Source organism: Streptomyces sp. 8N706, from assembly GCF_052245415.1.
In the GTDB taxonomy this organism is placed as follows: domain Bacteria; phylum Actinomycetota; class Actinomycetes; order Streptomycetales; family Streptomycetaceae; genus Streptomyces.
In genome coordinates this window covers 1-15,447 of record NZ_JBQQBW010000075.1, presented here as the reverse complement: position 1 = coordinate 15,447, position 15,447 = coordinate 1, and the positions used below count along the sequence as shown (strand labels likewise).

At 71.0% G+C, this 15,447-nt stretch carries 9 protein-coding genes; 2 read left to right on the top strand and 7 right to left on the bottom strand.

The genetic code is table 11. The features are described 5' to 3' along the window. Window positions 1–407: 407 nt before the first annotated feature. The 5 genes from ilvC to ACTWQE_RS24000 all read right to left on the bottom strand — a co-directional run bounded on the left by ilvC (window position 408) and on the right by ACTWQE_RS24000 (window position 8,419). Entirely contained in the window at window positions 408–1,406 is a 999-nt protein-coding gene (gene ilvC / locus ACTWQE_RS24020; protein ID WP_443331121.1) for a ketol-acid reductoisomerase, read from the bottom strand. Between the two features lie 101 nt (window positions 1,407–1,507). Continuing rightward, window positions 1,508–2,032, bottom strand: coding sequence for an acetolactate synthase small subunit (ilvN, locus tag ACTWQE_RS24015; RefSeq protein WP_443331106.1), 525 nt, complete (start codon window positions 2,030–2,032; stop codon window positions 1,508–1,510). Between the two features lie 41 nt (window positions 2,033–2,073). Continuing rightward, the gene (locus ACTWQE_RS24010; RefSeq protein WP_443331105.1) at window positions 2,074–3,957 is read right to left on the bottom strand and encodes an acetolactate synthase large subunit; all 1,884 of its coding nucleotides are present in this window, start codon (window positions 3,955–3,957) and stop codon (window positions 2,074–2,076) included. 235 nt (window positions 3,958–4,192) lie between these two features. After that, complete coding sequence (locus ACTWQE_RS24005; RefSeq protein WP_443331120.1) at window positions 4,193–7,150, bottom strand: putative bifunctional diguanylate cyclase/phosphodiesterase; 2,958 nt, start codon at window positions 7,148–7,150, stop codon at window positions 4,193–4,195. A gap of 330 nt (window positions 7,151–7,480) precedes the next feature. Next, window positions 7,481–8,419 carry a 2-hydroxyacid dehydrogenase gene (locus ACTWQE_RS24000; RefSeq protein ID WP_443331104.1) on the bottom strand — a complete coding sequence of 313 codons (939 nt, stop codon included), beginning with the start codon at window positions 8,417–8,419 and terminating at the stop codon, window positions 7,481–7,483. Between the two features lie 402 nt (window positions 8,420–8,821). On the opposite strand from ACTWQE_RS24000, the gene ACTWQE_RS23995 reads away from it, so the two are divergent. Both ACTWQE_RS23995 and ACTWQE_RS23990 read left to right on the top strand, forming a co-directional pair. After that, the gene (locus ACTWQE_RS23995; protein WP_443331103.1) at window positions 8,822–9,856 is read left to right on the top strand and encodes an aldo/keto reductase; all 1,035 of its coding nucleotides are present in this window, start codon (window positions 8,822–8,824) and stop codon (window positions 9,854–9,856) included. 218 nt (window positions 9,857–10,074) lie between these two features. Next, on the top strand, window positions 10,075–11,286 hold the full coding sequence (locus ACTWQE_RS23990) for a PQQ-dependent sugar dehydrogenase (protein ID WP_443331102.1): 1,212 nt from the start codon (window positions 10,075–10,077) through the stop codon (window positions 11,284–11,286). A gap of 249 nt (window positions 11,287–11,535) precedes the next feature. On the opposite strand, the gene ACTWQE_RS23985 is transcribed toward ACTWQE_RS23990, so the two are convergent. Beyond that, the gene (locus ACTWQE_RS23985) at window positions 11,536–14,673 is read right to left on the bottom strand and encodes a helix-turn-helix transcriptional regulator (protein WP_443331119.1); all 3,138 of its coding nucleotides are present in this window, start codon (window positions 14,671–14,673) and stop codon (window positions 11,536–11,538) included. 232 nt (window positions 14,674–14,905) lie between these two features. After that, the gene (locus ACTWQE_RS23980; RefSeq protein ID WP_443331101.1) at window positions 14,906–15,100 is read right to left on the bottom strand and encodes a hypothetical protein; all 195 of its coding nucleotides are present in this window, start codon (window positions 15,098–15,100) and stop codon (window positions 14,906–14,908) included. Window positions 15,101–15,447: the final 347 nt, after the last annotated feature.

The following is a 15,447-nucleotide window of genomic DNA, read 5'->3' as shown; positions in this document are numbered from 1 at the left end:
CACGGGGGAGGACGGCCGTCCCGACGGCCGAAGGCGGTGAAGGGGGGCAGCCGCGTGGAAGACGCACGACGCTGTGAGCCTGACGCGCTTGTTCATGCAGTGTATCGGCGGCGGCCGGTGCGTCTTGCGCCTCTGCGGAAGGATCACCCGGTCGGCGCTCGACGCCATGGACAACGACAGTCCGGCGGGGAGGTGCGCTGGGGTGCCTCCCGGGGGACTGGCGTATCCGGCCGTGGCCCCCGCGGGGGACGCCACGCCCGAACGCCGGCCGGATGGCGCGGAGTGGCGCGGAGGCCGGGGCCGGGCGGGGCGAAGCCCACCGGGCCGGGGCCGCCGGCACCTGCCGTGCGGCGGGACCCGCGGCGCACGACCGCCGGATCCCACCGCGACGCACCGCGCGGGAGGCGTCAGGCCTCCTCGTCGACCCAGCTCATGAGCTTGCGCAGCTCCTTGCCGGTGGTCTCCAGCTTGTGGTCCGCGTCCGCCTTCTTGTACTCGTTGTACTTCGGAAGACCCGCGTGGTACTCCTCCATCCAGTTACGGGCGAAGGTGCCGTCCTGGATCTCGGCGAGGACCTTCTTCATCTCCGCCTTGGTCTGGCCGGTGATGATGCGGGGGCCGGTGACGTAGTCGCCCCACTCGGCGGTCTCCGAGACCGACCAGCGCATCTTGTCCAGTCCGCCCTCGTACATCAGGTCCACGATCAGCTTCAGCTCGTGGAGGCACTCGAAGTAGGCGATCTCCGGCTGGTAACCGGCCTCGACCAGGGTCTCGAAGCCCGCCTTGACCAGCGCGGAGGCACCGCCGCAGAGGACCGCCTGCTCACCGAAGAGGTCGGTCTCGGTCTCCTCGGTGAAGGTGGTCTTGATGACACCGGCACGGGTGCCGCCGATGCCCTTGGCGTAGGAGAGCGCGAGCGCGAAGGCGTTCCCGGAGGCGTCCTGCTCGACGGCCGCGATGCACGGCACGCCGCGGCCCTCCTCGTACTGGCGGCGGACCAGGTGGCCCGGACCCTTCGGAGCGACCATCGCGACGTCCACGTTGGCCGGGGGCTTGATGAAGCCGAAGCGGATGTTGAAGCCATGGCCGAAGAACAGCGCATCGCCGTCCTTGAGGTTGTCCTTGATGGACTCCTCGTAGACCTTGGCCTGGATCGGGTCCGGCACCAGGACCATGATCACGTCGGCCTCGGCGGCGGCCTCGGCGGGCGTGGTCACCCGCAGGCCCTGCTCCTCGGCCTTGGTGCGGGACTTGGAGCCCTCGGGCAGACCCACGCGCACATCGACGCCCGAGTCGCGCAGGGACAGCGCGTGCGCGTGGCCCTGGCTGCCGTAGCCCAGAACCGCGACCTTGCGGCCCTGGATGATGGACAGGTCGGCGTCGTCGTCGTAGAACAGCTCGGCCACTTCGGGTATCTCCTTGTTTCTGCCGTTGCGGGGGATCTGCCGTTGCAGGGGCCCGCTTCCCACCGTATGACGGTTCGGCGGGGTGAGGATCGTCGGTCTCGTTATGCGGATCGGTCGAGCGCGCGCAGCGACCTGTCGGTGATGGAGCGGGCGCCGCGCCCTATGGCGATGGTGCCGGACTGCACCAGCTCCTTGATGCCGTACGGCTCGAGCATCTTCAGCATGGCGTCGAGCTTGTCGCTGCCGCCGGTGGCCTCGATGGTGACGGCCTCCGGAGAGACGTCGACGGTCTTGGCGCGGAAGAGCTGGACGATCTCGATCACCTGGGATCGCGTCTCGTTGTCGGCCCGCACTTTCACCAGGACGAGTTCACGGTGAATGGCGGCGGCCGGCTCGAGCTCGACGATCTTCAGTACGTTGACGAGCTTGTTGAGCTGCTTGGTGACCTGCTCCAGCGGGAGCGACTCGACGTTCACCACGATGGTGATACGGGAGATGTCGGGGTGCTCGGTGGTACCGACGGCGAGGGAGTCGATATTGAAACCGCGGCGGGAGAACAGGGCGGTGATCCGGGCGAGGACACCGGGCTTGTTCTCCACCAGGACGGAGAGCGTGTGCTTGGACATGGGCTCGTTCTCTCTGCTTCTCGGGGGCTCTGGTCCTGGACTCAGTCGTCTTCGTTGTCGCCGAAGTCGGGGCGGACACCGCGGGCGGCCATGACCTCGTCGTTGGAGGTGCCGGCGGCCACCATGGGCCAGACCATCGCGTCCTCGTGGACGATGAAGTCCACGACGACGGGCCGGTCGTTGATGGCATTGGCCTTGGCGATGACGGCGTCCAGCTCGGCCGGGTCCTCACAGCGGATACCGACACAGCCCATGGCCTCGGACAGCTTCACGAAGTCGGGGACGCGGGTGCCACCGCTCGGGCCCGTGACGGCCTCGGCGGCAGCCTGCCCGCCGTTGTCCTCGGGGCCCGAGTGGAGCACGGTGTTGGAGTAACGCTGGTTGTAGAAGAGCGTCTGCCACTGGCGGACCATGCCCAGCGCGCCGTTGTTGATGATCGCCACCTTGATGGGGATGTTGTTCAGCGCGCAGGTGACCAGCTCCTGGTTGGTCATCTGGAAGCAGCCGTCGCCGTCGATCGCCCAGACGGTACGGCCCGGCGCGCCGGCCTTGGCGCCCATCGCGGCCGGGACCGCGTAGCCCATCGTCCCGGCGCCGCCCGAGTTCAGCCAGGTGCCGGGCTGTTCGTAGTCGATGAAGTGCGAGGCCCACATCTGGTGCTGGCCGACGCCCGCGGCGTAGATGGTGCCCTCCGGGGCGAGCCGGCCGATCCGCTGGATGACCTGCTGCGGGGAGAGGCTGCCGTCCTCGGGCAGGTCGTAGCCCAGCGGGTAGGTGTCGCGCCAGCGGCTGAGGTTCTGCCACCACTCGGCGTACTCGCCGGTGCGGCCCTCGTCCCGCTCGGCCTGGACCGCGACGACCAGGTCGGCGATGACCTCGCGGGCGTCACCGACGATCGGCACGTCGGCGGCGCGGTTCTTGCCGATCTCGGCGGGGTCGATATCGGCATGGACGATCTTGGCGTACGGGGCGAAGCTGTCGAGCTTGCCGGTGACGCGGTCATCGAAGCGGGCGCCCAGCGCGACGATCAGGTCCGACTTCTGCAGCGCGGTGACGGCGGTGACGGAGCCGTGCATCCCGGGCATGCCCACATGCAGCGGGTGGCTGTCCGGGAAGGCGCCCAGCGCCATGAGGGTGGTGGTGACGGGCGCGCCGGTCAGCTCGGCGAGCACCCTCAGCTCCTCGGTGGCGCCGGCCTTCAGCACACCCCCGCCGACGTACAGGACCGGGCGTTTTGCCTCGGTGATCAGGCGGGCGGCCTCGCGGATCTGCTTGGCGTGCGGCTTGATGACCGGCCGGTACCCGGGCAGGTCGGTCTGCGGCGGCCAGACGAAGGTGGTCTGCGACTGGAGGGCGTCCTTGGCGATGTCCACGAGGACCGGGCCGGGCCGGCCGCTGGAGGCGATGTGGAAGGCCTCGGCGATCGTCCTGGGGATCTCGGCCGCGTCGGTCACCAGGAAGTTGTGCTTGGTGATCGGCATGGTGATACCGCAGATGTCCGCCTCCTGGAAGGCGTCCGTACCGATCGCCTTGGAGGACACCTGGCCCGTGATCGCGACCATGGGGACCGAGTCCATGTGGGCGTCGGCGATCGGGGTGACGAGGTTGGTGGCCCCGGGGCCGGAGGTCGCCATGCAGACGCCGACCTTTCCGGTGGCCTGCGCGTAGCCCGTGGCGGCGTGGCCGGCGCCCTGCTCGTGCCGGACCAGGATGTGACGGACCTTCGAGGAGTCCATCAGCGGGTCGTAGGCGGGGAGGATGGCACCACCCGGAATGCCGAATACGGTGTCCGCGCCGATTTCCTCGAGAGAACGGATGAGGGACTGCGCGCCCGTCACGTGCTCGGTGATGGTGGGCTGCTGCCCGCCGCTACGGGCCCGCGGCTGCGGATGGTGGGCCCCGGTGGCCTGCTCGGTCATCGGCATTCTCTTCTCGAAGATGAGGTTCTTGCTGGGGTGAGGGGGTCGCCCCCCCGGAGGATGTGGTGCGGTGATCCGTACCAGTGCAACAAAAAACCCCTCGTGCCGTGAGGCAAGCGAGGGGAGCGCGCCGGGTGTGGTCCGCAGGGATGCATCGTGACCCTGCTTCAGCCGACGCGCTTTCCAAGTACGAGAATTCGGGTGCGCATGGCATGACCCTCCCTCCGCCGCCCAGGGGGTGTCAAGTGGGTGGGACAGGCGTCTCATTATTTGAGCACAATGGAGGAGGGGTGACCGAATCCGGGCCCTCCCGGCCGTCACTCACCGCCACCCTCTTCGGCAGCGCCTCCCGTCCCTGCATGCCCACCTTGACAGGTAGGGCGCTCGTGGTCAGCACGGCTTCCCGCCCCCCTTCGAGCCGGTCCGCGGGGGCGGGCACCGGATACGCGCCACGGGCCAGGGCGCGCCGCAGCCGGTGCTCGTCGAGCGGTCCCGAGAAGACTGCTCCCTGGGCGTGGGTGCAGCCCATCGCCTTGAGCGCCACCGCCTGCTCGGGAAGGTCCACACCGTCCGCGACGGTCTGCAGGCCGAGGTCGGCGGCGATCCGCAGCAGCCCGGATGTGATCTTGTTCACCCTGGCCGAGTCGACGACGCCTTCGACCAGTCCGCGGTCGAGCTTGAGCACGTCCACGGGGAGCCGGCGCAAGGCGCTGATGGCGGCGCAGCCGCTGCCGAAACCGTCGAGGGCGATCCGTACGCCGAGGCGGCGCAGAGCGACCAGCCGCCGCTCCAGCTCTTCGAGGGGGACCTTCGGATCGGTCTCGGCCAGCTCCAGGACCAGCGCGCCCGACGGCAGACCGTGACGGGTGAGCAGCGCCTCGACGCTGCCCGGCCCCATACCCCGTTCGGTGAGGCGGTGGGGTGAGAGCCGTACGGCCACAGGGACGGTGTGTCCGGCGCGGTGCCGCTCGGCGGCCTGCTCGACGGCTTCCTCCAGCAGCCAGCGGTCGATCTCGGCGGTGCGGGGACCCGCTTCGCCCCTCCCGTGGTCGCCGCGCTGGTCGGAGACGCGGAGGTACTCGTCGGGGGTGAAGAGAATGCCCTGCTGGGAACGCCAGCGGGCCTGAGCGGCGACCGCGGTGATCCGGCCGTCGGCGAGGTCCACCACGGGCTGGTGGAGCAGGGCGAACTCTCCGTCGTGCAGGGCGTTCCGCAGCCGGGTCGCCAGTTCGGCCCGGCGGACCACCTCGGCCTGCATCTGCGGGGCGTACAGCTCGACCCGGCCCTTGCCCGCCGCCTTGGCGCGGTACATGGCCAGATCGGCGTTGCGCATGAGCTCGGCGGGGTTGATCCCGGGGTCGGCGAAGGCCACGCCGATGCTGGCGGCGACCCTCACCTCCGTGCCCGAGACGCGGTAGGGGCGGGAGAGTCCGGCACGCAGCCGTTCGGCGACCTCGACGATGCGGTATTCGCGGGCCGCGGCGTCCCGGGTGCCGTCGCCGAGGATGAGGGCGGCGAACTCGTCGCCGCCGAGCCGGGCCGCGGTGTCCCCGGCCCGTACCGACTCCTGGAGGCGGCGGGCGGCGTGCACGAGCAGTTCGTCGCCGGCCTGATGCCCGACGGTGTCGTTCACCGCCTTGAAACCGTCGAGGTCGATGAAGAGCACGGCGGTGCCGGGGTCGGTGGTGCGGCGGCCGCTGAGGGCCTGGCGGACCCGCTCGGTGAACAGGGCGCGGTTGGGCAGGTCGGTGAGCGGATCGTGCTCGGCGCTGTGCTGGAGCTGGGCCTGCAGCCGGACCCGTTCGGTCACATCGCGGCTGTTGAAGATCAGGCCCCCGTGGTGCCGGTTGACCGTGGACTCCACATTGAGCCAACCGCCGCCGCCCGCGCGGCCGCCGCCGGCACGGAAGCGGCACTCGATACGGGTGGTGGGCTCCTCGTCGGGGTGGGCCGCGAGGAACCGCCGCACCTCGTGCACCACACCGCCCAGGTCCTCGGGGTGGATGAGGGAGGCGAACTCGGAGCCGATGAGATCCTCTGCGTCGATGCCGTAGACCCCCGCCGCGGCGGGACTGACGTAGCGCAGCACCCCGGTCGGGGCGGCAATCATGATCACGTCGCTGGAGCCCTGCACCAGAGAGCGGAAGTGGTTCTCCTTTTCCGCCAGTTCCTGAGTGAGGGTCATGTTGTCGAGCAGCATGATGCCCTGGCGCACGACGAGAGCGAGCGCGACGGTGCAGGCCGTGAAGACCACAACGCGGTCGATACGGCTGCCGTCGATGACGTTGTAGAGAATCCCCAGCGTGCAGACGGCGGCGGCCAGATACGGGGCGAGCGCCGCGAGCGATCCGGCCGTGGGACGGCTCGTCGGGGACTCCCGTCGGCTCCGGCCGCACCCGTCGGTGTCCCTCCGGGAGACCCAGGGGGCGTAGGCCAGGAGTATGGAGCCGGCGAACCAGCCGGCGTCGAGGAGCTGGCCGGAGCGGTAGTGCTCGCGCAGCAGCGGGGAGGTGAACAGCGCGTCGCACAGCACGGTGAGGGCGAGCGCGGCGATGGCGGTGTTGATCGCGGACCGGTTGGCGGAGGACCGCCGGAAGTGCAGCGCCAGCACCATGCTGACCAGCACGATGTCGAGCAGCGGATAGGCGAGCGACAGCGCGGCGTGGGCCACGCTCTCGCCCTCCTGGTGCGCGGTGTGGGCGAGCGCGAGGCTCCAGGAGATGGTCAGCAGCGAGCCGCCGATGAGCCAGGCGTCGAGCGCCAGACAGATCCAGCCCGCCCGGGTGGCGGGGCGCTTGGCGAGGACCAGCAGTCCCACGATCGCCGGTGGCGCGAAGAGCAGAAAGCAGAAATCGGCCGGCGACGGGCTGGGCACGGGCGTCCGCAGCACGACCTCGTACCAGCCCCAGACCGCGTTGCCGAATCCCGCCATGGCGGAGGAGAGGGCGAACAGCAGCCAGGCGGGGCGGAGACAGCTGGAGCGGCATCGCGCGTAGCACAGGCACGAAACGGCTCCGGCCAGGGCGGCGGCGGCGAGGCCGAAGTCCCCCATGATCAGGGCGAGTCGGGAGGAGCCCCAGCCCAGCGCGGCTCCGGTGGCATATCCCCCGCACACCAGGGCGAGGACGAGCTGGGGGAGCAATCCGGCCCCGCCGCCGGGAACCTGCCGACGGGAGATCACCGCCCCCGGGGTGCTCACCGCACCGCCCTGGGGGGCGCTGTCCTGCGCTTGGGTCTGCGCGCGTCCGCGCACCGGATCCGCTGCCGACTGCCGCGCCCCGGCCGTGTGTCTGGGTGGTTGGTCCATTCGCCGTGCATCGCCCGTCGCCCCCCTTGAGTTCCGGTCCATCGCTGCGCCGGCCGTACTGCCCCGTGGCACAGTCCCCGTCCGGACGATACACCAACCCGGTCACTCAGGGACATAGTATCTCTACACAGCGTAACTACCAGCGCAATTGCGGGGACTGAGAGCAATCGCGCGGCCTCGGAGCGTGCCGGAAGCATCCCACGCGGCGTCCCCGCGCACCGTCTAGTCGCTCGTGGCGACCACGTTGGCAAGGGGCTCATCGGCGGCAAAACGGACCAACTGCTCCTTCAGCAACCGCATGGCACGGGGCAGGAACGCGGACGTCGGCCCCCCGGCGTGCGGGCTGATGAGGACCCCGGGCGCGTGCCAGAGGGGATGTCCGGCGGGCAGCGGTTCGGGGTCGGTGACATCGAGCGCTGCACACAGCCGGCCGGTCTCCACCTCCGCGAGCAGGGACTTGGTGTCGACCACCGCTCCCCGGGCAACGTTCACCAGGAGCGCGCCGTCCTTCATACGCGACAGGAAGTCGGCCCCGACGAGTCCGCGGGTGGCATCGGTGAGCGGGGTGGAGAGAATCACGACATCCGCGTCGGGGAGAAGTGCGGGGAGATCGGCGAGCGGGTGCACCGGGCCGCGCGGGGTGGTGCGGGCGGAGCGCGCGACGCGCGCCACCCGCGCACATTCGAAGGGGGTGAGCCGGTCTTCGATCGCGCTGCCGATCGCACCGTAGCCGACGATGAGAACGGACTTGTCCGCGAGTGCCGGATGGAAGCCGGACCGCCACATCCCGGCGTCCTGGGCTCGGACGAAGCCGGGGATGCCCCTCAGGGAGGCGAGGGTGAGGGCGAGGGCCAGCTCGGCGGTGCTCGCCTCGTGCACGCCGCGTGCGTTGCACAGCCGCACGCCGGGGGGCAGGCCTGGCAGAGCCGGGAGCATGTCGTCGATACCGGCGGTCAGGGTCTGGACGACGCGTACGGCGGTCATCTCGGGCAAGGGGCGGACCGCGATCTCCTGGCCCTTCAGGTAGGGGACGCCGTAGAACACGCAGCGGGCCGGGTCCGCGGGGAAGTCCGGGGCGCCGTCCCAGAAGTGGTAGTCGAAGCCCTCGGGGAGCCTCTCGAACCGGTCGGGCCGTACGGGGAGCCACACGTCGGAAGTCATGGTCAGGAGGCTAGGGCGTATCCGGGGAGGCGTCGCGGGCCGGCCCTGGGGCTCCCTGCCGGAGGCCGGGCCCCATACCGGCGGCCGGGGCCGATACCGGAGCCGGGGCCGGAGCCCGGGTAGGACCGATGCCGGGGCCGGGACCGATGCCGGGGCCAGGGCCAATACGGGAGGCCGGGACCGATGCCCGAGCCGTGGAATCCGGTGCACGGCATGCCCGGGGCTTGGCCGTGCGGTGGGCGGGGCACTCCCCGGCCCCACCCCCGCTGGGGAGTCCACACCCGGACGGCGTCCGGGGGAGCGTCCCGGGGCCGCGAAGATCGCCCGAACCTGGCCTCGGCGAAAACATGCAGGCGGCAGAGGTTAGTTTGGGGGCCACGCAAGGGAAGGGTGCGACGCCAGGTGGAGCGCAGGACAATCGGCGCGGAGGCGCTCTCGGTGGGTGCGGTCGGCCTCGGGTGCATGCCGATGAGCTGGGCGTACAGCTCCTCCCAGCAGAACGGCGAGAGCTCGCTGCGTACGGTGCACGCCGCGCTCGACCGGGGCACGACCCTCCTCGACACCGCGGACATGTACGGGCCGTTCACCAACGAACTGCTGGTCGGCCGGGTCCTGAAGGAACGGCGCCGCGACGCCTTCGTGACCACCAAGTGCGGGCTGCTGGTGGGCGAGCAGCACATCGTCGCAAACGGACGGCCCGGCTATGTGAAGCGGGCCTGCGACGCCTCTCTGCGCCGGCTTCAGACCGATGTCATCGACCTCTACCAGCTGCACCGTGCCGACCCGGAGGTGCCCGTGGAGGAAACCTGGGGCGCGATGGCCGAGCTGGTCACGGCGGGCAAGGTGCGGTCGCTGGGGCTGTGCGCGTTCCAGAAGGGCACGCAGCGTTTCCGCAGAAGGGCAGGGTCCGGTGACGAGAGGGACCGGACGCGGCGGGGGGTCCGGATGCACGAGGCGACGATCCGGCAGCTGGCCCGGGTGCAGCAGGTCTTTCCGGTGAGCAGCGTGGAGGCCGAGCTGTCGGTCTGGTCGCCGGAGGCACTGGAGTCGCTGGTGCCGTGGTGCGAGTCGCGCGGAATCGGATTTCTCGCGGCCATGCCGCTCGGAAACGGCTTTCTGACGGGCACGTTGACACCGGGGCAGGGGTTCGAGCCGGACGATGTACGGGCCCGCCATCCGCGGTTCACGGCCGAGATGATGGCGGCGAACCAGCCGATCGTGGCCGGGCTGCGCAGGGTCGCGGCGCGGCACGGGGCGACGCCGGCGCAGGTGGCGCTCGCATGGGTGCTGGCACAGGGGCGGCATGTGGTGCCGGTGCCGGGCGCGAAGAAGGAGCAGTGGGCGGTGGAGAACGCGGGGGCCGTCGCGCTGCGCCTGAGCGCACAGGATCTCGCGGAGATCGCGGCCCTGCCGCCGGTGCAGGGTTCGTGGGACTGACCCCGCCCTGGCCGGGTGGGTGAGTGAGGCCGGTTCGGTCAGGTCGGAATCGGTGAACTCGGGTCGTTGGACGGTGGCGACGAACCGGCCTGGTGGGCCGGTGTCGGTGACGTCGGCCTGGTGGGGCCGGTCGCGGCGGAGCCGGTATCAGTGGGGAGGCGGGGAAGGACGGGTCGACCGGGAACCTCGCGCGGGCGGCCGGTGTATGAAGCAGTGTGATGCACTGGTTACGACCGAGAGGATCGCTCATTGTGCGACGATCTGCTGTGACTGCCGTGCCTGCTCTGCTGGCCGCCGCCGCGCTGCTGCTCACAGCCGGCTGTTCGTCCGACGGCGGGGACACCGGTCCTCCGGAGCGGTCGAAGGGCGCCTCGTCGCCGGGGAAATCCGGTGCGACGTCGCCGACGGATGGGCCATCGCCCTCCGCCGCACCGGCGAAGGGCTCGGTGAAGGTGGTGCGTACAGTCGCGGAGGGGCTGGCGTCGCCCTGGGGCCTCGCGCCGTTGCCCGGCGGCGATCTGCTGATGTCGTCCCGGGACACGGGGAAGATCTTTCTGATCTCCGCCGACAGCGGGAAGAAGACGGAGCTGGGGTCGGTGCCGGGGGTCGCCCCCGGCGGTGAGGGCGGGCTGCTGGGCATCGCCGTACCACCGACGTTCGGCGCGGACCACCTGGTGTACGCCTACTTCACCACCGAGTCCGACAACCGCATCGCCCGGATGGTCTACGACGAGAAGAAGCCCGCGGGAAGTCGGCTCGGCGCACCCGACACGATTTTCAAGGGCATCCCCAAGGGCGTGATCCACAACGGCGGCCGGATCGCGTTCGGCCCGGACAAGATGCTCTACGCCGGGGCGGGAGAGACCGGTGACCGGGGACTCGGGCAGGACAAGTCTTCCCTGGGCGGGAAGATCCTGAGGATGACCCCGGACGGCGAGCCCGTGCACGGCAACCCGTTCCCCGACTCGGTGGTCTACTCGTATGGCCACCGCAATGTGCAGGGGCTCACCTGGGACACCGACAAGCGGCTGTGGGCAGCAGAGTTCGGACAGGACAGATGGGACGAGCTGAATCTCATCCAACCGGGGAAGAACTACGGCTGGCCAGTGGTCGAGGGCACGGGCGACGAGCCCGGCTTCGTGGACCCGTTGGAGCAGTGGAAGACCGACGATGCCTCGCCGAGTGGCATCGCCTACGCCCAGGGATCGATCTGGATGGCAGGGCTGCGCGGTGAGCGCCTCTGGCGGATTCCACTGGCGGGAACCAAGCCGGTGGCAGACCCACAGTCCTTTCTCGACGAGAAGTACGGCCGGTTGCGCACGGTGGTCTCCGACGGATCGGACGGACTGTGGCTGGTCACCAGCGAGACCGATGGCCGCGGCACTCCGGAGAAGGGAGATGACCGCATCCTCCAGCTCAAGGTCACCTGACAGCCGGACCAGTCGCACCACACCACGGCGGGGCCCCGGACTCCCTGACCGGCGAGGGTGAGCCGGTCAACCGCGGACCGGCCAGCCGGTCGCCAGCAGGCCGGGAGTCGGTCGGTCGGGGAACTGTGGGATGCGGTGAGCTGTGGGAGCTGTGGGGCGGATATCCGTACGGTCGCCTGGGCAGTACGTCAGTCATCCGCACGTCGTTGAGCCCCCTGGTGTGGGCACGGGAGGCGGTGCGCCGATGGGTCAGCCCGTCGTCTCCGGTTCGGCGAACAGACGCATCCGGTGGGCGATCGAAGCCGCCTCACCGCGGCCGGAAACGCCCATCTTCGCCAGGATGTTGGAGACATGGACGCTCGCCGTCTTCGGTGAGATGAAGAGTTCCTCGGCGATCTGACGGTTGCTGCGCCCGGCCGCGACCAGGCGGAGCACCTCCCGCTCCCGCCTGGTGAGTCCGAGTGACTGTGCCGGATCGGCGTCGGCGCCGTTCGCCGCCACCCCGTCCCGGGCGTCGGCCGCGGGGTCCACAACTGCGGTACTCATCCCGTCGGCCCATGTCCCGCCCCTGGCAGCCGGTGCACCGTGGCCCTCGGCCTCCAGCGGCAGCCGGGCCCGCCGGGCGAGGAGCTCGATCTCCTCGCGCAGCGGTCGGGCGCCCAGCCGGGTCGCGACGGCGTGCGCCTGCGCCAGCAGTCCGGCGGTCCGCTCGCGCACCGCGCCGGACTCGGTACTTGCCGCTCCGGACCCGAGCAGCGCCTCGGCCCAGCGATGCCGGAGCTCGGCCAGGAGGTACGGGTAGTCGAACGGTTCGAAGGCGGCAGTGGCCTCGGCCCAGAGCCGCGGCTGGTGTTCCCCCCTGGCGCGGGCGAGTTCGGCGTCGAAGCGGCGCGACCACGCGGTCCACAGTGGCGCGGGACACGCCAGGCTGCGCGAGGCCGCCTTCAGGCGGGACACCAGCCGCTGATGCGCCGTGCCGTCGGTCCCGGGAAGCCCGCGCCGCTGCGCCGCCAGCGTCGCCCCGCTGACCAGTAGCTGCCAGACATAGGTCTCCTGCCCGAGCAGGGGCAGCAGGTTCAGCGCGCAGTCCAGTGCGGCGCTCGCCCGGTCGAACTGTCCGTGCGCCGCGGCGAACCGCATCTCGGCCTGCGCCAGGGGGAGTTCGTACTGCGGCTCCATGTCGTTCTTGCCGAGGTGATCCCGGGTGGCCGCGATGAGGCCGGGTACCGGGCCGTACTGCCCGCGGTACAGGGCGAGTTCGATACGGCGCAGTTCCATGGAGGCCAGTGGCCGGGAGCTGCGGGCGCGGTAGCGCCACTGGTCGAGGAGCGCCGCGGACCGGTCCCATTCCCCGAGGAGCAGCAGCGCTTCGACGAGGTTTCCGGCCACGAAGGTGGCGCTCTCGTTGAGCCTGTGCCGGCCCAGTGCCTCGATGCCCGCCTCGGCCGCCCGGACGGCCTCAGCGGTCCGGCCCAGCCGGTGCAGGACATCGACGAGGTTGCCGTGGACCCGGTCCAGGGCGCGCGGCGCCCAGATCCGCTCCACGAGTTCGCGCACCTCGTACAGCTCGGCGACGGCCTTCTCCCCCTCACCCGCCTGCGCACGCAGACAGGCACGGGTCACGCGCGCGTTGAGCTCGACCTCCCGGGCGCCGACCAGCCGAGCGAGTTCGACGGCCCGCTCGGCCAGCGGTACCGAACCCGTATCGGAGACATGCAGGCTGTGCCATGCCGCGGCGTGCAGCAGCACATCCGCGTGGACCGCGGACGGCGGCAGACCGGTCACCAGCTCCTGGGCCCTGGAGATCTCCGCCCAGCCGTCGCCCCGCCCCATGGAGGTCATCAGCCGGGAGCGCTGCATCCAGAACCACGCCGCCCGCGCCGGGTCCCGGTCCTCGTCGATCAGCTTGAGCGCCTTCTTGACCAGCGCATACGACCGTTCCGCGGCGTCGTCCCACCGGGCCGCGACGGCCGCCTCCGCCAGCAGGTCGAGGAAGTGCAGATGCCTCTGGGGGCTGTCCGGGTAGCAGCGGCAGGAGGGGTAGGACTCGGTGTTGTCCGAGCCCGGCAGCTTCGCGCGTTGCTCCGCGGGCACCTCGTCCCACAGCTCCATCGCCCGCTCGAGCAGCTTCAGTTGCTCGGCGTACGCATGCCGCCGCCGGGCCTCGCCCGCGGCCACCAGTACCGCGGGCAGTGCCTTGGTGGCGTCATGGGCGGAGTACCAGTAGCTGGCGAGCCGGGTCGCCCGCTGCTCGGCCCTGACCAGCGACGGATCGGCCTCCAGGGCCTCGGCGTAGCGCCGACTGAGCCGGGAGCGCTCGCCCGGCAGCAGATCCTCCACGACCGCCTCGCGCAGCAGAGCGTGCCGGAAGCGGTAGCCGTCACCGTCGTCCGTGGGCACCAGGACGTTTCCGCCGACGGCGGCGCGCAGGCCCTCGATCAGCTCCTCGTCGTCGAGCCCGGAGACGACAGCGAGGAGGGCGTACTCCACGGTGGTGTTGCGGGCGGCGATCCGGACGACCCGCTGGGCGACGTCAGGCAGCGCCTCGACGCGCACCAGCAGCAGGTCGCGCAGCGAGTCACTGAGACCGCAGGAGCTGTAGTCGCTGGTCGCGAGCTCCTCCACGAAGAACGGATTGCCCTCGGAGCGGTCGAAGATCTGGTCCGCCAGCTCCCGCTCCGGCTCGGCTCCCTGGATCCCGGCGAGCTGCCGGCGCACCTCCTCCCGGCTGAGCCGGGGCAGTTCGAGGCGCTGTACGGTGCGCAGCCGGTCCAGTTCGGCGAGAAAGGGCCGCAGCGGATGCCGCCGGTGGATGTCGTCGGTGCGGTAGCTGGCGAGCACCACGAGCCGGGAGCGCTGGAGCGAGCGGAAGAGATAGCCGAGCAGTTCACGGGTCGAGCGGTCCGCCCAGTGCAGGTCCTCGATCGCGACGACGAGGGTACGGTCCGCGGCGAGCCGCTCCAACAGCTGGGCGGTGAGCTCGAACAGCCTCGCCCGGCCTTCCTGGTCGTGTGTGTCGCGGCCCACGGATCCGATGTCGGGCAGCAGCCGGGCGAGCTCGTCCTCCCGTCCGGACGCGGCCTGTTCCAGCTCGCTGCCGAGCTGCCGGTGCAGGGCGCGCAGCGCGGTGGCGACGGGCGCGAACGGCAGTCCGTCCGCACCGAGTTCGAGGCAGCCCCCGACCGCGGTGACGGCTCCGGACCGCTGCGCCGCGAAGAGGAACTCCTCCAGCAGCCGGGTTTTGCCGCCCCCGGCTTCGCCCCCGATGAGAACCGCCTGCGGCTCGCCCGTCGAGGCACGGGCGAGCGCATCGGTGAGTGAGGTCAGTTCGTTTCTGCGGCCGACGAAGACGGGGCTGATCGATCTGCTCTCCACGCCGCCGAGCATCGCACACGGGCCCGACACCGCGGCACTGACTTTCTCCGCCCCTCGTCCGCCGACGGCCATGCCCACGGCCGCAGTTCGGCCGTCGGCCGTTCCCCCGGCGCCAGGGCCCTCGGCGCCAGGGCCCCTCGCCGCGGTTCGTCTCGTGGCGCTTCCCGTGGTGGCCGTTCTCCCGGCGGCAGGCGGCCTGGTGGTGCCTCTGCCTTCCATGGCAGCACCTCACAGCGGTGCGCCGTCAGGCGCGGGCCGCCCGTACGGAACCGCCGCCGTCCCCCGCCGCACTCTGGGTCACCCGCCCTGCCGCTGCGGGTTGGGCGGACGCACGGCCCGCACGGCGACGGGCACGGACGGCCTGGCGCGCGAGCCGGTACTCCGCGGCCTCACGCACGAGTTGCGCATGGCGGGCCCGGTGCAGTTCGTACTCCAACATCTCCGACTCCTGGATGACAGGCTTCTGTTACCTCCTCCACCTTCGTCTCCCAGGGGGTGTCGCCACATCGGGCGACTTCCCGATCTTCGCGGGTCCGGATGCCTTAGATCGAGGGTCCGGGATGCCGTGACGGCCGTAAGGCAGCGCCCGAGGAGCCTTAGGACGTAATCCGACGGCCGTTCGCAGGCTCGCGACGCCCGGCACCCCCCAGCCAGGGGCCGAGTCCGGCGGCGGCGAGACCGGCCCCGCCGACGCCGGACTCGGCCACGCAACGCGTCTCGGGCAGGCACCCCCCATGCCGCATTGTCAGGGATCGCCCGAATAACCCCAGCATGACCTCGGCCTCC